This window comes from Planktomarina temperata RCA23, assembly GCF_000738435.1.
Lineage (GTDB): Bacteria > Pseudomonadota > Alphaproteobacteria > Rhodobacterales > Rhodobacteraceae > Planktomarina > Planktomarina temperata.
The window spans coordinates 129,628-151,898 of the sequence record NZ_CP003984.1 but is presented as its reverse complement, the minus strand read 5'-3'; the positions used below and the strand labels follow the sequence as shown (position 1 = coordinate 151,898).

At 56.7% G+C, this 22,271-nt stretch carries 19 protein-coding genes; 14 read left to right on the top strand and 5 right to left on the bottom strand.

Translation table 11 applies throughout. The features are described from left to right. Nucleotides 1–14 precede the first annotated feature (14 nt). The 8 genes from RCA23_RS00715 to RCA23_RS00680 are packed head-to-tail and all read left to right on the top strand — an operon-like array spanning nt 15 to nt 7,877. On the top strand, nt 15–782 hold the full coding sequence (locus RCA23_RS00715; protein ID WP_044048607.1) for an SDR family NAD(P)-dependent oxidoreductase: 768 nt from the start codon (nt 15–17) through the stop codon (nt 780–782). Next, the gene (locus RCA23_RS00710) at nt 779–1,684 is read left to right on the top strand and encodes a 2-dehydro-3-deoxygalactonokinase (RefSeq protein ID WP_044048605.1); all 906 of its coding nucleotides are present in this window, start codon (nt 779–781) and stop codon (nt 1,682–1,684) included. The genes RCA23_RS00715 and RCA23_RS00710 overlap by 4 nt, the downstream gene beginning before the upstream one ends. Next, on the top strand, nt 1,681–2,283 hold the full coding sequence (locus RCA23_RS00705; protein WP_044048603.1) for a 2-dehydro-3-deoxy-6-phosphogalactonate aldolase: 603 nt from the start codon (nt 1,681–1,683) through the stop codon (nt 2,281–2,283). The genes RCA23_RS00710 and RCA23_RS00705 overlap by 4 nt, the downstream gene beginning before the upstream one ends. Further along, nucleotides 2,277–3,113 (top strand): SMP-30/gluconolactonase/LRE family protein, encoded by an 837-nt coding sequence (locus RCA23_RS00700; RefSeq protein ID WP_044048600.1) that lies wholly within the window; start codon nt 2,277–2,279, stop codon nt 3,111–3,113. Before RCA23_RS00705 ends, RCA23_RS00700 begins: the two co-directional genes overlap by 7 nt. A 7-nt stretch (nt 3,114–3,120) precedes the next feature. Continuing rightward, nucleotides 3,121–5,001 (top strand): beta-galactosidase, encoded by a 1,881-nt coding sequence (locus RCA23_RS00695; RefSeq protein ID WP_044048598.1) that lies wholly within the window; start codon nt 3,121–3,123, stop codon nt 4,999–5,001. After that, complete coding sequence (locus tag RCA23_RS00690) at nt 5,001–6,008, top strand: aldose epimerase family protein (RefSeq protein ID WP_044048595.1); 1,008 nt, start codon at nt 5,001–5,003, stop codon at nt 6,006–6,008. The genes RCA23_RS00695 and RCA23_RS00690 overlap by 1 nt, the downstream gene beginning before the upstream one ends. A gap of 25 nt (nt 6,009–6,033) precedes the next feature. Further along, nucleotides 6,034–6,528: an ureidoglycolate lyase gene (locus tag RCA23_RS00685; RefSeq protein WP_044048593.1), complete on the top strand. Its 495-nt coding sequence runs from the start codon at nt 6,034–6,036 to the stop codon at nt 6,526–6,528. Further along, complete coding sequence (locus tag RCA23_RS00680; protein ID WP_044048591.1) at nt 6,525–7,877, top strand: aminotransferase class III-fold pyridoxal phosphate-dependent enzyme; 1,353 nt, start codon at nt 6,525–6,527, stop codon at nt 7,875–7,877. The genes RCA23_RS00685 and RCA23_RS00680 overlap by 4 nt, the downstream gene beginning before the upstream one ends. A 106-nt stretch (nt 7,878–7,983) precedes the next feature. Here the strand turns inward: RCA23_RS00680 and RCA23_RS00675 are convergent, their stop codons facing one another. Continuing rightward, nucleotides 7,984–11,529: a hydantoinase B/oxoprolinase family protein gene (locus RCA23_RS00675; RefSeq protein ID WP_044048589.1), complete on the bottom strand. Its 3,546-nt coding sequence runs from the start codon at nt 11,527–11,529 to the stop codon at nt 7,984–7,986. Nucleotides 11,530–11,708: 179 nt separating this feature from the next. On the opposite strand from RCA23_RS00675, the gene RCA23_RS00670 reads away from it, so the two are divergent. Beyond that, nucleotides 11,709–13,514 (top strand): hypothetical protein, encoded by a 1,806-nt coding sequence (locus tag RCA23_RS00670; RefSeq protein ID WP_044048587.1) that lies wholly within the window; start codon nt 11,709–11,711, stop codon nt 13,512–13,514. Between the two features lie 18 nt (nt 13,515–13,532). On the opposite strand, the gene rpe is transcribed toward RCA23_RS00670, so the two are convergent. Next, the gene (rpe, locus tag RCA23_RS00665; RefSeq protein WP_044048585.1) at nt 13,533–14,207 is read right to left on the bottom strand and encodes a ribulose-phosphate 3-epimerase; all 675 of its coding nucleotides are present in this window, start codon (nt 14,205–14,207) and stop codon (nt 13,533–13,535) included. Nucleotides 14,208–14,309: 102 nt separating this feature from the next. Between rpe and deoC the strand changes: the two genes are divergently transcribed. Continuing rightward, entirely contained in the window at nt 14,310–15,296 is a 987-nt protein-coding gene (gene deoC / locus RCA23_RS00660) for a deoxyribose-phosphate aldolase (protein WP_044051151.1), read from the top strand. A gap of 4 nt (nt 15,297–15,300) precedes the next feature. Beyond that, nucleotides 15,301–17,613 carry an aldehyde dehydrogenase family protein gene (locus RCA23_RS00655; RefSeq protein WP_044048583.1) on the top strand — a complete coding sequence of 771 codons (2,313 nt, stop codon included), beginning with the start codon at nt 15,301–15,303 and terminating at the stop codon, nt 17,611–17,613. A 7-nt stretch (nt 17,614–17,620) separates the two neighbouring features. On the opposite strand, the gene RCA23_RS00650 is transcribed toward RCA23_RS00655, so the two are convergent. Both RCA23_RS00650 and RCA23_RS00645 read right to left on the bottom strand, forming a co-directional pair. Next, the gene (locus RCA23_RS00650; protein WP_044048581.1) at nt 17,621–18,238 is read right to left on the bottom strand and encodes a DUF1523 family protein; all 618 of its coding nucleotides are present in this window, start codon (nt 18,236–18,238) and stop codon (nt 17,621–17,623) included. 94 nt (nt 18,239–18,332) lie between these two features. After that, the gene (locus tag RCA23_RS00645) at nt 18,333–18,635 is read right to left on the bottom strand and encodes a hypothetical protein (protein ID WP_044048578.1); all 303 of its coding nucleotides are present in this window, start codon (nt 18,633–18,635) and stop codon (nt 18,333–18,335) included. Between the two features lie 182 nt (nt 18,636–18,817). On the opposite strand from RCA23_RS00645, the gene RCA23_RS00640 reads away from it, so the two are divergent. After that, on the top strand, nt 18,818–19,558 hold the full coding sequence (locus RCA23_RS00640; protein WP_044051150.1) for an SDR family oxidoreductase: 741 nt from the start codon (nt 18,818–18,820) through the stop codon (nt 19,556–19,558). Then, entirely contained in the window at nt 19,555–19,878 is a 324-nt protein-coding gene (locus RCA23_RS00635) for a hypothetical protein (RefSeq protein WP_044048576.1), read from the top strand. Before RCA23_RS00640 ends, RCA23_RS00635 begins: the two co-directional genes overlap by 4 nt. Here RCA23_RS00635 and RCA23_RS00630 read toward each other — a convergent pair. Next, nucleotides 19,875–20,678 carry an alpha/beta hydrolase gene (locus tag RCA23_RS00630; RefSeq protein WP_044048574.1) on the bottom strand — a complete coding sequence of 268 codons (804 nt, stop codon included), beginning with the start codon at nt 20,676–20,678 and terminating at the stop codon, nt 19,875–19,877. The two genes, RCA23_RS00635 and RCA23_RS00630, sit on opposite strands and share 4 nt — an antisense overlap. A gap of 65 nt (nt 20,679–20,743) precedes the next feature. Between RCA23_RS00630 and RCA23_RS00625 the strand changes: the two genes are divergently transcribed. After that, the gene (locus RCA23_RS00625; protein ID WP_044048573.1) at nt 20,744–22,219 is read left to right on the top strand and encodes an NAD-dependent succinate-semialdehyde dehydrogenase; all 1,476 of its coding nucleotides are present in this window, start codon (nt 20,744–20,746) and stop codon (nt 22,217–22,219) included. Nucleotides 22,220–22,271: the final 52 nt, after the last annotated feature.

Genomic DNA, 22,271 nt, shown 5'->3' with positions numbered 1-22,271 from the left:
CAAGGAGACCCATCATGCCCAGCGCCCAGTATAGCGATCTCAAAGAGGCCTCCGTCTATATCACCGGCGGTGGCTCTGGCATCGGCGCGGCCATCACTGAAGGCTTTGTCGCCCAGGGCGCCAAGGTGGCCTTTATCGGAAGATCCGACGCCACGGCTTTCGCCAATGATCTGGCTGAAAAATACGGCAACCCGCCGCTATTTATTCAAGGTGACATCACCGACACCGGCGCGCTCAAAGCTAGCATGGCGCAGGCCAAAGACGCGCATGGTCCGATCACCTGCCTGATCAACAATGCGGCCAATGATGAGCGGCATAGAACGCAGGACGTCACTGAAGACTTCTGGGATTGGATGGTGCAAATCAATCTCAAGGCCTACTTCTTTGCCTGCCAAACGGCCCTGCCGCAGATGCAAGCGGCCGGCTTTGGCTCGATCATCAATTTCAGCTCGATCAGCTATATGATGGGAAATGCGGGCTATCCGATCTACACCGCCTGCAATTCGGCCATCAACGGCATGACCCGCAGTCTCGCACGCGAATTTGGACCCGATCGAATTCGCGTTAATGCCTTGGCACCGGGCTGGGTGCTGACGCAAAAGCAAAAAGATCTCTGGGTCACAGAAGAAGGTTTGGCGGCCCATGTGGCAAGGCAATGCCTGAAAGAGACTTTGGAGCCAGAGGATATCGTTGGCGGATGCCTGTTTCTGGCCTCTCAATCCTCGAAAATGATGACCGGCCAAGCCTTGGTCATAGATGGCGGCGTGGTCACCACAGGATGACTATTGCAGCCGATTGGATCGCCGTGGATTGGGGCACAAGCACACTGCGGGCTTGGGCGATGAGCCATGATGGGCAGGATTTGGCCAGCGCCTCAAGCGCGGATGGCATGGGGCAATTGACCTCAGAAGAGTTTGAACCGGCGCTGTTGCGGCTGATCGAGACTTGGCTTGCAGAAGACACGCCGACCTCGGTTATCGCCTGCGGCATGGTCGGCGCCAAACAAGGCTGGACCGAAGCCCCCTACGCGGCCACCCCCTGCCAGCCGCAATCACGCTTCACGGCGGCTCCAACCCGAGATCCGAGGCTAGATGTGCAAATCATCGCCGGTGTCAGCCAATCCGAACCTGCCGATGTCATGCGCGGGGAAGAAACGCAAATTGCCGGGTTTCAGCGCCTGAATCCCAAATGGGATGGGGTTATTTGCCTGCCTGGCACCCATACCAAATGGGTGCAAATGAGTGCGGGCGAGATCGTGAGCTTTCAAACCTTCATGACCGGCGAGATTTTCGCCCTTCTCTCCACCTCCTCGGTTCTGCGCCATTCTGTGAGCGGCGAGACTTGGGAGGATGACGCCTTCCTGACAGCTGTGGACGAGGCCATGTCGCGTCCAGAAGCCTTAGCCGCGCGGCTATTTGGGATCAGGGCCCAGGATCTTCTCCATCATCTGCCCCCCGCCTCCGCCCGCGCGCGCCTATCTGGCCTCTTGGTCGGCGCGGAATTGGCCGCTGCGAAACCCTATTGGATTGGGCAATCCATTGCCATGATTGGCGCACAAGAGCTCTGCGATGGCTATGCAGCCGCGCTTGTAGCGCAGCACGTGCCGGTAACCCGCACCGATGCCAGCCAAATGACCCTCGCCGGTCTCAAAGCAGCCTATGCCACTTGGAAGGAAACCCAATGACCCGTCCTATTATCGCCATTCTGCGCGGGGTGACGCCAGAGGAGGTCTTGGCGGTTGCCGATGCCATTTTGCAAGCGGGTATTGAAAAAATCGAAGTGCCGCTGAACTCTCCCTCGCCCTTAGACAGTATCGAAGCTCTGGCGAAGGCCTATGACGATCAGGCCTTGATTGGTGCCGGAACGGTGCTGACACCGCAAGAGGTCGCGCAGGTGCATCAGGCCGGGGGCCGTTTGGTGGTGTCGCCAAATTGCGATGTTGAGGTCATAAGGGCCACGACCGCCGCTGGTCTAGAAAGTTGGCCCGGAATCTTTACCCCAAGTGAGGCCTTAACAGCCCTCAAAGCGGGGGCAACGGGCTTGAAACTATTTCCCGGCGACATGGTACAGCCGCGCGGTCTAAAGGCGATGCGCGCTATTTTGCCAGCCGGGACGCAGGTCTATGCGGTGGGCGGCGCTCAGCCAGATAATTTCGCCGATTGGATTGCCGCCAGCGCTGATGGCTTCGGCCTTGGCTCGGCCATTTACAAACCCGGCGACACGCCACAGAGCGTTAAACAAAAGGCGCGCGCCATTGTGGCCGCATTCGATGCTGCATGGTAAGCGTTTTTGACACCCGCCCCTGCAGCCTCGGCGAGGGTCCGCTCTGGCATCCCTTGCGCGGCGAGCTGTTCTGGTTTGACATCAACGCCCATCAATTGCTCAGCAAAACCGACATGTGGCAATTTGATGAATTTGTCTCTGCGGCTGGATGGATCAGCCGCGATGAGTTGCTCATCGCCTCTGAAAGTCAGCTGTTTCGCTTTCACCTGAGCGATCACAGTCAAACAAAACTCTGTGACCTCGAAGCGGACAATCCAATCACACGTTCCAATGATGGGCGCTGTGATCCGCAAGGTGGGTTTTGGATTGGCACGATGGGCAAGAAAGCAGAGGCCAAGGCCGGCGCGATATACCGATATTATCGCGGTGATCTGGTGCAGCTGTTCCCTGAGATCACCATTCCCAATGCCATATGTTTTGCACCAGATGGGCAGACCGCCTATTTCACCGACACCCCGCTCCGGCAAATTCTTGCGGTCGATCTGGATGCAGATGGCTGGCCATGCAGCGCAGCGCGTGTGGCAGTGGATTTGACAGCAACAGCCGAGAACCCCGACGGTGCCGTGGTGGATGCGCAGGGCAATATTTGGAACGCGCAATGGGGCGCCGGGCGCCTGGCCTGCTATAGCCCGCAAGGCGCTTTGTTAGAGACCCTGGACATTGGCGCGGCACAGGCCACATGCCCCGCCTTTGCCGGAGCCAGCGGCCGAATTTTTTGCACCAGCGCAACAGAAGGCATCGCGCCGGCAGAGCTCACGGCATATGATGGCCAAACCTTCGCTGCCGAGGTCGCCGCTGTCGGACAGCTCGAACATCAAGTCATTTTGTGAGGTCCCAATGAAACGAAGCCTTGGAGTTTGTTACTATCCAGAGCATTGGCCCGAAGAGATTTGGGCCCTTGATGCGCAGCAGATGGTTGAAACCGGTCTCACTTGGGTGCGGGTTGGCGAATTTGCTTGGTCGCGGCTTGAGCCGCAGCCTGGGCAGTTTGACTGGGGCTGGCTGGACCGCGCAATTGCGACTTTGGGCACTGCCGGGCTCAAGGTTATTTTGGGCACACCCACCGCCACCCCGCCACGCTGGATGCTCGACAAATATCCAGACATGCTGGCCCGCAACAGCGCGGGCGAGGTCCGCAAATTTGGCTCGCGGCGCCATTATTGTTTTAGCCACGCAGCCTACCGAGACGAAGCACGGCGGATCACGCGCCTCATGGCCGAACGCTATGGCGCGCACCCCAGTATTGCTGCATGGCAGACCGACAATGAGTATGATTGCCACGATACAGCCATTAGCTATTCTGCCCATGCCAAACACGCCTTCCAAGACTGGTGCGCCCAGCGCTATCAAAGCCCACAAGCGCTCAATGCGGCTTGGGGGAATGTGTTTTGGTCCATGGAATATGACAGTTTCGACCAGTTGGATCTGCCCAATCAAACCGTGACCGAACCAAACCCCAGCCATGTCTTGGCCTTTCGCAGGTTCTCATCCGATCAAGTGGTATTGTTCAACCGCGTGCAATGTGACGAAATTCGCAAATATTCTGATCGTCCCATCATTCATAATTTCATGGGCCGCATCACCGCCTTTGATCATTATGACCTGGGCGCAGATTTGGATATATCCTCTTGGGATAGCTACCCTATGGGGTTTTTGCTGGACCGCGTTGGCGCTGATGAAACCGCGCAGGCGCATTATTTGCGCCAAGGTGACCCAGACTTTCAAGCCTTCCACCATGATCTTTACCGCGCCACCTCCTCGGGGCGCTGGTGGGTGATGGAGCAACAGCCCGGCCCGGTCAACTGGGCGCCATGGAACCCCGCCCCCCTACCCGGAATGCCGCGACTTTGGGCTTGGGAGGCTTTTGCCCATGGCGCAGAAACCGTGTGCTATTTCCGCTGGCGGCAAGCGCCATTCGCCCAAGAGCAAATGCACGCAGGCCTTTTGCGGCCCGACCGCAGCCCCGCCCCCGCCCTGGCTGAGGCAGCCCAGGTCGCAAAGGAGCTGGCAGAGGTGCCAGATGTTGGCACGGCAAAAGCCCCAGTGGCACTGGTGTTTGATTATGACAGCGCCTACGCTTGGGAAAGCCAGCCGCAAGGCGCAGATTTCGATTATTTCCAGTTGGTGTTTGACTGCTACCGCGCTTTGCGGCGGGCAGGGCTCTCGGTGGATGTCGTGCCCAAATCTGTGGATCCCAGCGCCTATGAAATCACCTTCGCCCCTGGCCTTTTGACAGTACCAGAAAGCCTGCAGGGCGGTCTGGTTGTGGCGGGGCCGCGGGCGGGGTCCAAAACCGAAGAGATGACGATCCCGGACGGTCTTGGACCTGATATTACAGGCCTGTCCACAAAGGTCACCTTTGTCGAAAGCCTGCCGCCTTTTGCGCCGATGACCCTCGCCGGCGGTGGGGCTTTTATAAAATGGCGCGAAGCTCTTGAGACAACAGACACCGTGATCTTGCACCTTGAGGAGGGCGCGCCCGCGGCTGTGCGCAACGGACAGATGATTTACATCGCAGGATGGCCAGATGCCGCCGGCTGGCGACGGATTTTGGAGATGCTCGCAGAGCAAGCCGGGCTCGATCTGATGGATTTGCCGCCAGATCTGCGCCTGCGGGAAACAGACAGCCATAGATTTTGGTTTAACTACGGCCCGCGCACTGTCGCCTACCAACATATAACCCTGCCAGCCGCAGCTGTGCATTGGGAGGCCAAATAATGCCAATCGCAAGCTTTGGGCAGACGGCCGATGGGCGCGAGGTTCAAAAAATTTCCCTGCGCTCTGAACAGCTCACCGTCACGATCCTGACCCTCGGCGCGGTGATCAATGATGTTCGGCTGACCGGCGTGGCCTGGCCCCTCACGCTCGGCAGTCCAGATGTGGCGGGTTATGAGGGAAAATTGAGCAGCTTTGGCTCCTTCATGGGGCCGGTCATCAATCGGATCAAAGGCTGCACCGCCGAGATTGATGGACAACGCTATACGTTTGAAAAGCACCATTCTGGCAATTTGACCCAACATTCCGGCAGCACCGGCATGCATCGGCAGATTTGGAGCATCGCCGAACATGGGCCCGACTATGTCGTTCTAACGTTGAGTTTATCCGATGGATTGGGCGGCTTTCCCGGCAACCGCGACATCACGCTGCGCTATGACATTGAGGGGGCCAGCCTGCGTATGACCGCCACGGCCTCCAGCGATGCCCCCACTCCTTTCAACCCCGCCAATCATTCTTATTGGTCCTTGGACCCCACGCCTGGCTATGGGGGGCAAAAGCTTCAGATTGCCGCCGATCACTACAGCGAGCCGGATGCTGAGTTGATGCCCACCGGACGTATTTTGCCCGTGGACGACAGCCCCTATGATTTCAGCACCGGACGCAGTTTGGCAGGCGATGCAAGCGAATTTTATGATCTCAACCTCTGTCTTAGCTCAAGCAAAGCCGCGCTGCGCCCGATTGCGAAGTTGACCGGGCGGGAGGGGGTTTGCATGGAGATGGCCACAACCGAATGCGGGCTGCAACTCTACGACGGAGGGACAATTGACGGGCGCGATTATCCAACTCATCACCGGGCACCCTATGGGCCCTATGCCGCTCCTGCGCTCGAGGCACAAAGCTGGCCGGGCTCATTGGCGCAGACACATTTCCCCGATATTATTTTGCGCCCGGGCGCACCCTATCGGCAAATCACAAGCTGGACCTTCTCAGCCAAGCAGATAGGCTAGGTTTGAAGTTGAAAAGGTCTGATTCATGAATGACATCCTCATCCAGCCCCTAACCCAAGACGCTTTCGCGCCTTATGGTGATATTCTCACGCTGAAATCCACGCCCGATAAGCTAATAAATCAAGGGCTTTGCGGCCGGCACCATGATTTGGCAGCGATGGATTTTGGACCGGACGGTCGGGCGGGTGTCAGCCTTTTTGACGCCACACCGCGCAGCCTGCCCTATGTTTTAGAGCTGGTGGAGCGGCATCCAGAGGGCTCGCAAGCCTTTATCCCCATGACCCAAAATCCTTTTTTGGTGATTGTGGCTCCAGATGAAAACGGCATTCCCGGCCGCCCCTTGGCCTTTCGCACAGAAGCTGGACAGGGTATAAATTTTCACCGCAATATCTGGCATGGTGTATTAACCCCCCTGTTCGCCCCTGGTCTATTTGCGGTCGTGGATCGGATAGGCAATAGCGCGAATTTGCAAGAATACTGGTATGAAACACCCTTCACCGTCTCAGGAGATGTGACATGAAAGACATTCAAGAGCTCAAAGACCTCAACGCAAAGCAAATATGGCACCCGATGGGTCATCCCGGCGATTTACAAGCCAATGCGCCCACGATCATTGATCGCGCCGAGGGCGTTCGCATCACTGACATTGATGGCCATGAGACGATTGATGCCGTCGGCGGCCTGTGGTGCGCGAATTTGGGCTATTCCAATGATGTGGTGAAACAGGCAATCTCAGACCAACTGTCCAAGCTTCCCTATTATTCCGCCTTCGCTGGCACCAGCAATGCCCCTGCGATTGAAGCGGCCGAAACGGTGGTGAATTTCTTCAAACCCGATGGCATGGCACGGGCATTCTTCACCTCTGGCGGCTCTGATTCGGTGGAAACCGCCCTGCGGTTGTCGCGCCAGTATCATCGCTTGCGCGGACAACCTCAGCGGATCAAGTTTCTCAGCCTTAAGAAAGGCTATCATGGCACGCATTTTGGCGGCGCCTCGGTGAATGGCAATGCAAGGTTCCGCACAGCCTATGAACCTTTGCTGCCAGGCTGTTATCACCTGCCGTCACCCTATAGTTATCGCAACCCGTTCAATGAAAGCGATCCGGCCAAATTGGCGCAATTGGTGGCGCAAACCATGGAAGATGAGATCTTGTTTCAAGATCCCTCCACCATCGCCGCTTTCATCCTCGAGCCGATCCAAGGCGCAGGTGGGGTGATCGTTTATCATGAGAGCTTCATGAAACTGGCCCGCGATATTTGCGACAAATATGGCATCTTGATGATTTCGGATGAGGTGATCACTGGCTTTGGTCGTACGGGCGATTGGTCGGGCGCGCGCCATTGGGGCGTGCAACCGGATATGATGACCACGGCCAAGGGCATCACCTCCGCCTACTTCCCAGTTGGAGCCACTTTGCTGAATGCCAAAGTCGCCGAGACCTTTGAAAGCGATCAATCCGGTGAGGGCGGAATTTTCCATGGCTATACCTACTCGGCCCATCCCGTGGGCATGGCGGCGGTCAATGCCTGTTTGAGCGAGACCCTGCGTTTGGATCTCAAGAGCAACGCCGCAGCCCGCGGCACCCAGCTTTATAACGGATTAAAGACGCTGCAAGAGGAGTTTGATGTTATCGGCGATGTGCGCGGCGGACATGGGTTGATGGCCGCGATTGAGCTGGTCTCTGATCGGGGCACAAAAACGCCGATGGACATGCCCAGCCTTAAACGCGCCCATAAAGCCTGCTATCAATCTGGCACAATGGTGCGCATGGGCGGCAACAATCTTTTAATGTCTCCGCCCCTGACACTGACAGAGGCGGATGTGTCCAAAATCTTGGATGATCTTCGAGTGGGCCTCAAAGCCATCTAAAAGACCTCTGCATAACGCCATTTCACCAAGGGAATGAGAGCAGCGGTCAAAGTGTTTTGGCTCGGCTGCTCTGTTATGCAGAGATCTTCAGAGGTTGCAACTTTGCTTAACCCGCGCCCCAGCCGCCGCCGCCTGGGGTTGCTAATCCGAAAATGGATCCTGCGGGCAGGTCAATCTCGTCGTTTCCTTGCAAGGCGATCTTCCGACCATCCGGCAATTCCGCCCAATTTTCGCCCGTCGCGCCAGCGCCGCCGCCAGCAGCTCCGAAAGGTGGGATGGTGCGGTGAGAGCAGAGGGTTGTCACGGTCACATCGGTTAAAAACTCCAAACGCCGCAGCGCCCCATGCCCGCCGCGATAGGCGCCAGCCCCCCCTGATCCCCGCCGAATAGCAAAACTGCGCAGGCGCACCGGAAAACGGCTTTCCAAAATTTCAGGATCCGTCATTTTTGTGTTTGTCATATGGGTTTGCACCGCATCACAGCCATCAAATCCTGGCCCAGCGCCCGTGCCGCCGGCAATGGTTTCGTAGTTCTGGAACTCCGCATTGCCCCAGACAAAATTATTCATCGTGCCCTGGCTGCCAGCCATAATACCCAGCGCTCCGATGAGGGCGTTGCAGGCCGCTTGGCTGACCTCCGTATTGCCTGCAATCACCGCAGCCGGATAGGCAGGGTTGAGCATCGAATTTTCCGGCACGATAATATCCAGCGGCTTAAGACAGCCCTCATTGAGCGGAATATTTTTACCCACCATCATGCGGAAAACATAGAGCACCACCGCTCGAGAGACGGCAAAGGGCGCGTTGTAATTGCCCGGATGCTGCGCACTGGTGCCGGTGAAATCGACGCAGGCCCGGCCAGCGGCATGATCAATCTTCAGGGTAACTTTAATCTGTTGGCCAGTGTCCATAGGATAGACAAAGCTTCCGTCCTTTAGACCTGCGATGACTGCGCGCACGCTCTGTTCGGCATTGTCTTGCACATGCCCCATATAGGCCGTGACCGCCGCCGCCCCATAGCTGTCCACCATGCGCAACACTTCGCGCCGCCCCGTTTCATTGGCGGCAATCTGCGCCTTAAGATCGGCCATATTTTGCGAAATATTGCGACAGGGGTATCGGCCGGATGACAAGACGTCGATGGCGGCAGCCTCGCATAGGGTTCCGGCGCGGACCAATTGCACATTGTCAATCAGAACACCCTCTTCGTCAATATGCCGGCTATCGGGCGGCGCAGATCCCGGGGTGCGGCCACCAATATCCGCATGATGCCCCCGCGAGCCGAGCCAATAGGCCGGTTTTCCCGCGACAAAAACCGGCGTGACAACAGTGACATCTGGCAAATGCGTGCCGCCGTTATAGGGTGAGTTCAGCATGAAGGCATCGCCCTCTGCAATCGACGGGTTTTGCTGCATGACAGTTTTGATGCTGTCCGACATTGAGCCCAAATGCACCGGCACATGCGGCGCATTGGCCACCAAATCCCCTTGTCCGTCAAAAATGGCACAGGAAAAATCAAAGCGCTCTTTGATATTCACCGACCAGCTTGTGTTGGCCAATGTGGCGCCCATTTGGTCTGCAATAGACATAAAGCGGTTCGACATCACCTCCAAAAGGATCGGATCGACCTTGGTGCTGGCCAGATCGCGGGGCGTGCGGGCCACATGCTCCAAGATCAAATTCCCAAGCGCATCTTGCCGTGCTTGCCAGCCCGGCTCCACCACATTGGTCCCGGTGGGCTCAATAATTATGGCCGGACCCGAGATCACCTGATCTTTCCGCAAACGACCGCGATCATAGACTTGGGTCTCATGCCAGGTTTTGCGATACAGCCGGCTTTCACCAATAGGCGCGCCCGCGCCAAAGCTCTGGGCTGGGCTCGCCGCCTGGGTCATCTCGCCAATCGCCTCAACACTGAGCATCTCATATTGCAGCTTACGATCGGGCGAGGCGAAGCCAAAGCGCGCCATATGCGCGGCCTCAAAATCTTGGACCATCTGCTGTTGCGTGCCATAGGCGACGCCCAAAGATTGATGAGAGCCCTCATAGCGCAAATGCGCCGTGATTTCGAGCCGCGGATCGGTGATGCCTTGGCTCAGCAACTCGCCGCGTGCCGCCGCTTGCAAGGATGCCAACCGAGCCACCACCTGATCCTCATCCGACAAATCGCAGTCCAATTGCCCTTCTCGCAGACAGCGCACATCGGCCAGCCCCATGCCATAGGCAGAGAGAACGCCCGCAAAAGGATGGACCATCACCCGCGACATACCCAGCGCTTCGGCCACCAGACAGGCATGCTGCCCTCCGGCCCCACCAAAGCTCTGAAGCGTATAGGAGGTGATATCATGGCCACGCTCTACGCTGATTTTCTTGATCGCATTGGCCATATTCTGCACGGCGATGTCCAAAAATCCCTGCGCCATATCTTCCGCAGTACCCTCCAAACCATGCCGTGCCGCCAAGGCTTCGATCCGCGCAACAGCCGCCTCGGCATCCAAGGGCAAGGTGCCGCAGGCCCCAAAAACAGCCGGGAAATAATCCGCCGACAAAGCGCCCAAGATCACATTGCAATCCGTCACAGTCAAAGGCCCGCCCCGACGATAGCTGGCCGGGCCAGGATCGGCGCCGGCGCTTTCGGGTCCCACTTGGAATCGGCCGTCGCGGTAGCTACAAATCGAGCCGCCACCAGCCGCCACGGTGTGAATATCCATCATCGGCGCCCGCATCCGCACCCCGGCCACTTCCGTCTCAAAACTGCGCTCAAATTTGCCCGCAAAATGACTGACATCGGTGGAGGTGCCGCCCATGTCAAAACCAATCAGCTGATCAAAACCGGCGTGTTGGCCGGTTTGCACCATGCCGACAATTCCCCCTGCCGGACCAGATAAGATCGCGTCCTTGCCTTGGAATTTACGCGCATCTGTGAGCCCGCCGTTTGACTGCATAAACATCAATGCCTGGCAATTTCCCCCGACATTCAAAGCCCCCGCCACCTGATCGACATAGCGCCGCAAGATTGGAGAGAGATAGGCGTCGACCACGGTGGTGTCACCGCGCCCAACCAGCTTGGCCAGACCAGAGACCTCATGGGAGGCCGAGACTTGCGTAAAGCCAAGCTCGGCGGCCAACTGTGCCAATTGCTGCTCATGCACCGGATTCAGATAGGCATGGAGCAGCGCGATTGCGATGGAGTCGATCCCCGCCGCACGGGCCGCCTCCATATCGGCGCGCGCGCGGGACAGGTCCAAGGGTGTCAGAACTGTACCGGCCGCATCAAGGCGCTCGGACACCTCGACAACGCTGTCAAAAAGCAACTCTGGGCGCGAAATTTGCATGGCAAACAAATCGGGTCGGGTCTGATATCCGATTTCAAGCAGATCTCCAAAACCCTCAGTGATCATCAAAAGCACTCTTGCGCCCTTACGTTCCAACAAAGCATTGGTGGCCACAGTTGTGCCCATCTTCACCGCGGCAATATCGGCCTCTTCCAGCTCTGTATCGGCGAGTATGTGACGTATTCCAGCGACGGCGGCATCAATGTATTGCTCTGGGTTTTCAGACAAAAGCTTGTGACTGTGAAGCACGCCAGCCGGATCTTGCGCCACGATATCCGTGAACGTGCCTCCGCGATCGACCCAAAATTCCCATGCCATTGTCTGCTCCTTCTGTCTGTCCTGCACAAAGGCCGCAAACGCCCCTCGGGTCAAGAGGAGGATCCCCGAAATGCAGCCGTTTGGATTTCAACTAAATTGTTCACATTTGAAACCAGAGGATAAGGTCTCATTAATATTTATCTGTGAGAAAGCTGCCAAGCGCATTTTGGAGACCTGTTGTGGGAAGCTTTCAGTTTAATGGGGCAATTTCGGGATCCATCCTGAACAACCCGCTTGGGGATGCGCGATTTTACGAACATAATGGACAGATTACCCTCGCCAGCGATGGTGGACAGGGTGTTGTGACGCTCACAACCGGCGCCAATCAGGCCGCAACCCTTGCCCACAGCGTGCCAATGAGTGCCACGGCTCCCTCCCAGAATGTGGCCCTTGGCGGGCGCGTGATCTCAATTTCGGATCAAGATTTGACCGCTGTACTCAACAGCAGATCCGACAGTTCGTTAACCCTGCATTCGGGCAATTCAGGCCGATATTCAGATCGCTTCGAGGCGGTACATCTGCAGACCGGCGGAACGGGCCTTGTGGTGCTCGCAGACACGACCGGCAATGGATTGGCCACCTTTCAAGTCGACAGCAACGGGACGATGGTGGAGCAAAACCAAGTGGCCAGCCAGCAGGCCGCATTCACCGGTCAAATTTCCGCGCTGAGCGTCGTAACCCAAGGCAGCAACAGCTCCGTTTTGGCCGCCTCCGCCAGCAATCATAGCATCACCGCCTATGCTGTCTCCTCCAACGGCACCTTGTCGCCCGCGTCCACTTTGGGCGCACAGCAATTTTTGCCCATTGCCACACCGCAGGATATGGCCACGGTCTCAGTCCAAGGACAAAGCTACATTGTCCTGGCCAGTGCGGGCACAGGGTCCTTAACCGTCCTGACCCTAGATTCTGCGGGTGTCTTATCGCCAGTGGATCAGGTGGCAGACAGTCTCAACACGCGATTCCAAGGGGCCCAGGTTCTGGAGAGCTTCACCCATCAAGGAAATGCCTATGTCATCGCTGCGGGACAAGACAGCGGCCTGTCGTTGTTTCGGTTTTCGGACGATGGGCAGCTCGTACATCTTGACACCATCGCCGATCAACTCAACACACCGATCAACAGCATTACAGATATCTATGTCGACATCATTGGCGGTGACGTTCAATTGTTCACCGTCTCGGGATCGGAGGCGGGCATAGGTCATTTCACCCTCAGCCTGAGCACAACGTCCAGCGCACAGGCTGATGTTTTATTTGCACAGGATACCGGGCAAGCCCTCAATGGCGGCGCAGGAGATGACCTGCTGCGCGATGGGGCGGGTGTGGATCAGCTCACAGGCGGAACTGGAGCGGACACATTCATGTTGATTGGGGATGGTGGCACCGATCGCATTACCGATTTTGAGCTTGGGCAGGATCGTTTGGACCTGTCCCATTGGGCCGGCTTCACCCATGTCCAACAATTGACCGTGACCAGCACAGCAACCGGAGCAATTCTAAGTTTCAACAATGAACAGCTCGTGGTGGACAGCGCCAATGGCCTTACCCTGTCTGCCACAGATTTCACCAACGCCAATGTCATTGCCCTGCCCCAAACTGACCTCAGCGCCACCCTCGCGGCCGAAACAAATTTCACCGTTTCGCACCAAGCACTTACCACCGGCCTGACAGTCCAGCATAATTGGGCGGTGCAAACCCACACAGCTGCGGCGGTTTATGCCGCACAGCAAATGGCAGGCCAAACGGCAGCCACAGCCAGCAGTGACAGTTTTGTTTTTCTCCCCCAAGGCATGCCGCTTGCCACAGAGCTTGAGGCCACGATAGATACGCTGGCGTTGCAGAACATCCAAGGGCTGCTCGATGAGGGCTCTGACCAAACGCCCACTGCTGGCCCCGCGCAAGCCACCCTCATCAGCGCCGCCGCAGAATTTCGCATCGCCAATTATGACGCCGCAGACATCGATCAGTTTGTATTTTTTCAGAGCTAAAGATCGCTGGCGTGGATCCTAAATCGCCGCGCGGATCGCTCTTATGTTCTCACCATAGGGCGCGGGATTTGCCACTGAGCCACCTTTGAAAACAGCTGAACCTGCCACCAAGACATCGGCCCCTGCACGAATCAACCCTGGCGCGGTCAGCGGTGTGACACCCCCGTCAATCTCAATATGGATGGGTCGGTCGCCAATCATCGCCCGCAATTGCGACACTTTCTTTTCTAGTGGGATAAACGACTGCCCGCCAAAACCGGGATTCACAGTCATCACACAGACCAAATCCACAATATCAAGCAAATGCTCAACTGCGCCGGCGGGCGTGCCAGGATTAAGCGCCACCCCGGCCTTGGCGCCCGTGGCTCTTATCGCTTGCAGGCTGCGGTGAATATGCGCGCCAGCTTCGACATGGGCGGTAATCACATCCGCACCGGCCTCGGCAAATGCCTCGATATACGGATCAACCGGAGCAATCATCAAATGCACATCCATCACCGTTTTGATATGCGGCCGGATCGCGGCACAGGTTGCTGGGCCAAATGTGATATTAGGCACAAAATGCCCATCCATGACGTCGACATGAATCCAATCGGCGCCTTCTGCCTCAACACAGCGGATTTCTTCTCCAAAGTTGGCAAAATCCGCAGAGAGGATTGAGGGTGCAATTTTTACAGATCGGTCGAAAGACATAGGCTCACCTTTATATCGTTTCGCAGCAATTATCGTGGCAGAAGGCGATTGTCACGCGCTAGAATGCTTGAATTGCAATGCAATCCCATGCACACAAGCGTTATGGAACAAATTACGACGACAGTGACGCAGTTGCCTCAGACACTCGAGCCGCGCAATCCGGGATTGCCGCTTGATTTGGATTGGGCCCTTTCCGTTCAGGCCAATACCTCCGCCATTGAAAGGCGCTGCGCCAGCCTGCCGGGACGGCGCTCTGTCAAAAAAGATCATCAAGCCGCTTGGCTCGCGCGGGCAATCAGCTGCATTGATCTTACCACCCTGTCGGGCGATGATACTGCGGGCCGGGTCAAACGTCTCTGCGCCAAAGCCCGCCAGCCGGTACGTCAAGATATTTTGCAACAGATCGGCCTGCCGCATCTGACCACTGGAGCGGTCTGCGTTTACCATGATATGATTGAGACCGCAGTGACCGCATTGCAGGGCAGCGGCATTCCCGTGGCCGCCGTCAGTACCGGCTTTCCCGCGGGCCTATCGCCGCTGCATCTTCGCATTGAGGAAATCCGCGAGAGTGTAAAAGCCGGGGCCTCGGAAATTGACATCGTCATCTCGCGCCGCCATGTTTTGACCCAAAATTGGCAAGCTCTCTATGATGAAATGGCCGCCTTCAGAACGGCCTGCGGTGATGCGCATGTGAAGGCCATTCTTGCCACAGGTGAGCTTGGCAGCCTGCGCAATGTTGGACGTGCCAGCTTAATCTGCATGATGGCCGGAGCTGATTTCATCAAAACCTCGACGGGCAAGGAAAGCGTGAATGCGACCCTGCCGGTGACTTTGGTCATGCTGCGCGCCATCCGTGCCTATTATAATCGCACAGGTTTTCGGGTCGGCTATAAACCAGCGGGCGGGATCTCAAAGGCAAAGGACGCCATCACCTATCTGGCTTTGATCAAAGAAGAACTGGGCGACCGCTGGTTGCGCCCCGATCTGTTCCGCTTTGGCGCCTCCTCTTTGCTCGGTGATATTGAACGCCAGCTCGAACATCACCTCACTGGCGGATATTCTGCCAATCACCGCCACCCGATGGGATAATCCGATGCCTATTGAAACAATTTTTGACACAATGGAGTATGGCACAGCCCCTGAAGATCGCAGCGTAGCGCTTCAGTGGATTGCCAATCACGGCGGCCTTATTGGCCCTTATGTCAATGGCGCCTTCGCGCCTGCGCGGGACGATCTGACCATTCGCAATCATGCGACAGGCGAGAAGCTTGCAGGCATGACCCTATGCACAAAAGATGAGGTGACAGAGGCGGTGCAGAGCGCCAGAGCTGCGCAACCTGACTGGCAAAAAGCAGGGGGGGCGGCGCGCGCCCGCGTGCTCTATGCCCTCGCACGTTTGATGCAAAAACACGCAAGATTGCTCGCCGTGATGGAATCTTTGGACAATGGCAAACCCATCCGTGAAAGCCGGGACATTGATATCCCTCTCGCCATTCGACATTTTTACCATCACGCCGGCCATGCACAATTGATGCCCTCGGCCCTATCGGATCGCGTGGCTTTGGGTGTCTGCGGGCAAATTATCCCGTGGAATTTCCCGCTTCTCATGCTCGCTTGGAAAATTGCACCCGCCTTGGCGATGGGCAATACGGTTGTCCTTAAGCCCGCCGAATATACGCCGATGACAGCTATGATCTTCGCCGATATTTGCAGCCAGGCCGGCGTGCCCCCAGGTGTGGTGAATATCGTAACTGGGGACGGCAGCACAGGCGCCGCATTGGTCGATGCGACCGTGGACAAAATCGCCTTCACCGGCTCAACCTCGGTCGGGCGGCAAATTCAAGAGGCAACGGCCGGCAGTGGCAAATCCCTCACCCTCGAATTGGGCGGAAAATCTCCCTATATCGTCTTTGATGACGCCGATATCGACAGCGCCGTCGAAGGGCTCGTGGATGCGATCTGGTTCAACCAAGGTCAGGTCTGCTGCGCGGGGTCTCGCTTGCTCATTCATGAAGCCATTGCCGATGATTTTCACAACCGTTTAAAGGCGCGGATGGATAAATTACGCATCGGCGACCCGCTCGATAAATCCATAGATGTCGGGGCAATAGTTGATCCCATTCAACTTCAGCAGATCCAAGCGCTGGTGCAGGCCAATACAGCTGGGCAGACCTATCACGCACAAACGCCCGTGCCAGAGGGCTGTTTTTACCCGCCCACTTTGATCACCGGGTTGCATCCAGCCGATACCCTTATGCAGGAAGAGATCTTTGGTCCCGTGCTGGTCTCAACCACCTTCCGCACCCCGGCGGAGGCCGTGGAGATTGCCAACAACAGCAAATACGGTTTGGCAGCGACGCTCTGGACCGAAAACATCAATCTTGCGCTGGAAATCGCCCCTAAGCTCGTGGCCGGTGTGGTCTGGGTCAATGCGACCAATCTATTTGACGCTGCAGCCGGGTTTGGCGGCACGCGCGAAAGTGGATTTGGCCGCGAAGGCGGCTGGGAAGGGTTGCAAGCCTATAGCAAGCCAAGACAGCCCTTGCCCGAGCCGGCCCAAGTGACGCCTTTCACCGGACAAGGTGCCGCTGCCGATGATATTGATCGAACCGCGAAACTCTTTATCGGTGGCAAACAGGCCCGGCCGGACGGAGGCTATAGCCAAGCGATTTTTGGCCCCAAAGGGCAACTGCTCGGCCACGCGCCCATCGCCAATCGCAAGGACATCCGCAACGCCGTGCAAGCGCAATTGGCCTGCGGCTGGGGCAAAACCACTGGTCACTTGCGGGCACAAATTCTCTATTACCTCGCCGAAAATCTAGCGGCCCAAACCAATAGGTTTGCTGAGCGCTTGGACGCGATGACGGGCTCGACCACAGGCGCTGAAGAAGTGCGTGCGGCGGTCGATGTCTTATTCACCTATGCCGCTTGGGCCGATAAATTCGAAGGCCGGGCCAAATCTGTACCGATGCGCGCAGTGGCTTTGGCCATGCGTGAACCCGTGGGGACGATTGCAGCTCTTTGTTCAGATCAACATCCCCTTCTGGGCTTGGTCACGCCCATGGCTGCCGCTCTTTGCACGGGCAACTCTATAACCCTCTGCGCCAGCGCGCCGTTTCCCTTGGCGGCCACAGATTTCTCGCACATCCTTGAAGCATCTGACGTGCCGGCCGGGGTGGTGAATATCCTCACCGGACCTCAGGCGGACCTTGCGCCACATCTGGGCGCGCATATGGGGCTGGACACTGTGTGGTGTTTATCAGGCGCAGAGCTCACCCAAGAGGTGCAAGCGCGCGCCAGCAGCAATATCAAACGCGTTTGGCAAGGCGCGGCACAAGACGATCACGACAGCTGGCTAGATGCGGGCACAGAGATCAAAACCATCTGGATCCCCTACGGCGAGTAATGCTGCATTATTTGCGGCGAAACCACCCTTTGACGCGGTCCGTGGTCTCCTCTGCCGCCGCATCAATCCGGTCAATGACCGGATCCACGCGCCGCGCCCAAAACCCACGCAGGCGCACATAGACCGCCCAAATCAAAGCCGCCAATAGGACCAAAAAGACAATGTTAAACCAAGGGATCAACCGGACATCCGGCCCGGCGACCGGCGTGAGGCTAACGGCATTGGGGTAAATCGACCAAAACGTGTTGCGCCACCCATAATGCCGCAGAATATACCATTCTGGCGCCTCCTTGCTCGAGACAGCATCTTCGGCTTCGGCCTGGAGGTTTGAGCTGTCAAACTTGAGATAGGGCGGCCAGTTAAAGCCCGTGTCTTCATTGCGATACACGCTCACCTTACCATTGGCCCGGACGGTATTAATCAACCTCAAATCACGGTTCTGAGTTTGCGCCTCACCACTTTGTGCTGCCGCATAGAACATGCCAGTCCAGCCCGATAAGTCTTTGCGCAAAATCTCTGTGCCCGTGATGCGCACAATATCGCGTTGGGGTAAATTATAATGAAACACCGCAAGCACCAGCAAAGCCAATAGCACTTTCAAAATCCATCTCATTTTGACCAGCATACAAACCGCTCCTTTGGGGGTGTCTCACCTTTGAACTATATAGGGGCACAAAGTGCCAATCAGAAGCCCCTTGGCTATGATTTCCCGCGCGCCTTTATCCCGCGCGCCGGATTTTCAGCGCCGTAATGACATAGCAGATCATCAAAGCTGGCACCCAAACGGCTCCGGTTCCAACGGTCCAAATCACGCCGGAAAGGGCTGTATCTTGCCAAGGGGCTGGGATAGTTGAGGTGATCCAAAGGCAATGCCAGAGGAAAACCACCACAAAAGCCCAGGAAAGAGCCACAGCCGCTTCTTGCCAAAATTCCCCAATCCCTTGCGGATCCCGCCGCCCCGCACGGCGCCCAAGAAACAACGCCGCAAGCACGGGAAAAGACAAGGAGAGCAAAAAAATCATCGGCGCGTTAGACCCTGTTGTGAGCTTTTATGCGCCAAGTAATACGCTGCAGAAGAGAGGTGTAAAGCGTCACCGCTGTGAAGTTGCGCCGCAATCTGCTGGCACGCATTCTTGCGGGAGGATTTATATTGCCAATGCGCGCCCAGTTGCGCATCGTGAGATCATCACAAGGGGGAGGCAAAATGCGACTTCATGGAAAAACCGCGATTGTCACGGGGGCAGGTTCAGGCTTTGGAGCCGGAATAGCTCAACAATTTGCTGCCGAAGGTGCAACAGTGATGGTCGCAGATATCAATCTGGATGCCGCGCAAGCCATCGCAGAACCACTTGCAGCGACGGCGCAGCATGTGGATGTCGCAAGCGACAGCTCTGTCGCTCATATGATCGGCGCGGCGCAGGCCCTTTGGGGACGGATTGATATTTTGGTCAACAATGCTGGCATTACCCATTTGCCGCAAGCGATGGATCAGGTCAGCGAAGCAGAATTTGATCAGGTCTTCGCCGTGAACGCCAAATCCGTTTTCTTGACCGCACGCCATCTTGTGCCGCTGCTCAAGCGCCAAAGGTCGGGCGCCATCTTGAATATTGCCTCAACCGCCGGTGTATCGCCCAGACCCAATTTAAATTGGTATAATGCCTCAAAAGGCTGGATGATTACCGCGACCAAAGCCATGGCCGTTGAACTGGCGCCATTTAACATTCGGGTCAATGCGCTCAATCCTGTGGCCGGTGAGACTCCATTGCTCGCCAGTTTCATGGGAGAAGACACGCCGGAGATGCGGGCAAAATTTCTCTCGACTATTCCGCTTGGACGTTTTTCAACGCCGCAGGATATGGGACATGCCGCCAGCTTTCTGTGCTCTGATGAAGCCAGTATGATCACCGGAGTGGCGCTGGAAGTTGACGGCGGGCGCTGCATTTGAACCCGCCCAGTTCTATAGGCCAAACGGCGGATATTTATGCCGGGCGCTTTGCCAACCAACGGCAAGTGTTCACGCATCTGCGCGGCGCGGCCGGCACGGCGTTTATTCCAGATCGTGTCGAGGTGATCTGCAACGAAAACCCAGAACCGAGACTGGCGCATTGGTTCTCACAAGGCGATAGCGCAGCCATTGAAGATAGTTTGGGGCTCAACACCACATGCGTCATCATCTTTGAACATGCGCAAGCTGAGCTGGACACGGCTGGAACAGATCGCTTGACCTATCTTGGCTCTTTCGTGGCTTTGCGCAACAGACCCTAAGGCGCCCGCCCCAGTAGTGCATCCAGCAGGTCACTTTCGGGATCTTCCAGGCCAGCGATGATGTCGAAATGATGTTTTTTGGGCTCAATTGTCAGGTCCGATTGCCAATTTTCTGCCAAAAGCCGCGCTTGTTCTAAGAACGCCGGCCGCTCATCCGCGCCAACCCAAATATGTGCGCGCATCGTTTTGGGCGCCGGGTGCAAGGCCGGACTTTCCGCCTTGGCAATATCCTCGGTCAGCGCCAGTGGCCCGCTCATCTGCGTCTGCAGTAACGGCCGCAAATCGGCAACCGGCGATATTGGCACAATGCTCTGGATCCGCGCGCGAACCTCTGAAGACAGGCCGCTGTCCACCTGCCCCATACGCGCCACCAAATGCCCCCCGGCAGAGTGACCTGCCAAAACAATCGGTCCAGGGATCCGATTGGCAATCTGACCTATGGCCAAGGCCACCGACTGCGTGATCTCAGGGATCGATGCACCAGGGGCCAATGGATAACTGGGCAAGGCCACGGCCCAATCGCGCGCGCAGGCGCCTTGGGCCAAATGAGAAAAATCTCGCCGTCCGAATCGCAACCAGTAGCCGCCATGCACGAAGATCATCAGGCCCAGCGGGCGTCCCGCCGGAAAGAACAGGTCAAAAGCTTGGTCTGGATGCGCCCCATAGGGCTGGTTCAACTGTGCCCGGCCCAGCGTATGCTCGGCGTCTCGATAGCTGCGCGCGGTTTCATCCCAATAGGTTAAAAACCCGTCGGCATCGGGAATATAGGCGGCATTTGCATAGGCATCATCAAGGCTCACTTCGCTTCTCCTCTGGACAAATAAGCGATCAAATGGTCTCACATCCTTAACCTAGGGAGGCCAAAATGCTTGATTCATCCACAGATCTAAAATCCATGCTCTCAGATCCTAGCTTGCTGCAAACGCAAGCCTTCATCAACAACCAATGGGTTGATGGGGAAAATGGTGCAACCTTTGACGTTTCAAACCCCGCGCGCGGTGATGTGATCGCGCAGGTCGCTGACCTTTCGCGCGCTGATTTGGCACGGGCGATTGACGGCGCTGAGGCCGCACAAAAGAAATGGGCCGCGCTGACCGCGAAGGAACGCTGCAACATCCTGCGCAACTGGTATAATTTGATGATGGAACATCAGTCTGATTTGGCGATGATCCTCACGGCGGAAATGGGCAAACCCCTTACAGAAGCCATGGGAGAAATTTCCTATGGTGCGTCCTTCGTCGAATTTTTCGCCGAAGAGGCCAAGCGCAACTATGGTGAAACCATTCCGGGTCACCAGGCCGATAAGCGGATTACCGTTATAAAACAGCCCATCGGTGTTGCGGCTTCAATCACGCCTTGGAATTTCCCCAATGCGATGATTACCCGCAAAGCGGCACCCGCTTTGGCCGCAGGCTGCGCGTTCGTCGCCCGGCCCTCAGAATTGACCCCATTGTCCGCTTTGGCTCTGGGGGTCTTGGCCCAGCGCGCGGGCTTACCTGCGGGGATATTACAGATTGTCCCCTCCAATGACGCATCCGCTTCGGGCAAGGAGTTTTGTGAAAACTCGAAAGTGCGCAAACTCACCTTCACCGGCTCAACCCGCGTTGGACGCATTCTTTTGGGTCAAGCCGCTGAGCAGGTGAAAAAATGCTCCATGGAGCTGGGCGGCAATGCCCCCTTTATTGTCTTTGATGATGCAGTTCTTGATGAGGCGGTGATCGGGGCCATGGCCTGTAAGTTCCGCAACAATGGCCAGACCTGTGTCTGTGCCAACCGGATTTATGTGCAAGCAGGCGTTTACGAGGAATTCACCAAACGCTTTAAAGTGGCGGTTGAAGCCATGAAAGTGGGCGACGGGTTTGCCGGTGCAGACCTTGGCCCGCTGATCTCTAAGCCAGCTCTGGCAAAGGTCGAGGATCATATCGCCGATGCGCTGTCCAAGGGCGCGGTTGTCGCAACTGGGGGCAAGCCGCATGATCTGGGCGGCACCTTCTTTGAGCCGACCATCCTGACCGGCGTGACGCAAGACATGACCGTGAGCAAGGAAGAGACATTCGGCCCCATGGCGCCTCTGTTCAAGTTTGAAAACGTAGATGATGTGATTGCCATGGCCAATGATACGATTTTCGGCCTGGCCGCCTATTTCTATGCCAAGGACCTGAGCCGTGTGTATAAAGTGGCCGAAGCGCTAGAATACGGCATTATCGGCGTGAACACAGGCATCATCTCTACTGAGGTCGCCCCGTTTGGCGGTGTTAAGCAATCCGGTCTTGGCCGGGAAGGCAGCCGTCATGGCATGGATGAATATCTAGAGCTGAAATATATCTGTATGTCGGTCTAACTGGGCCATCCTAAAAGAAAAGGCAGGGATATCCCTGCCTTTTTTGATTAAA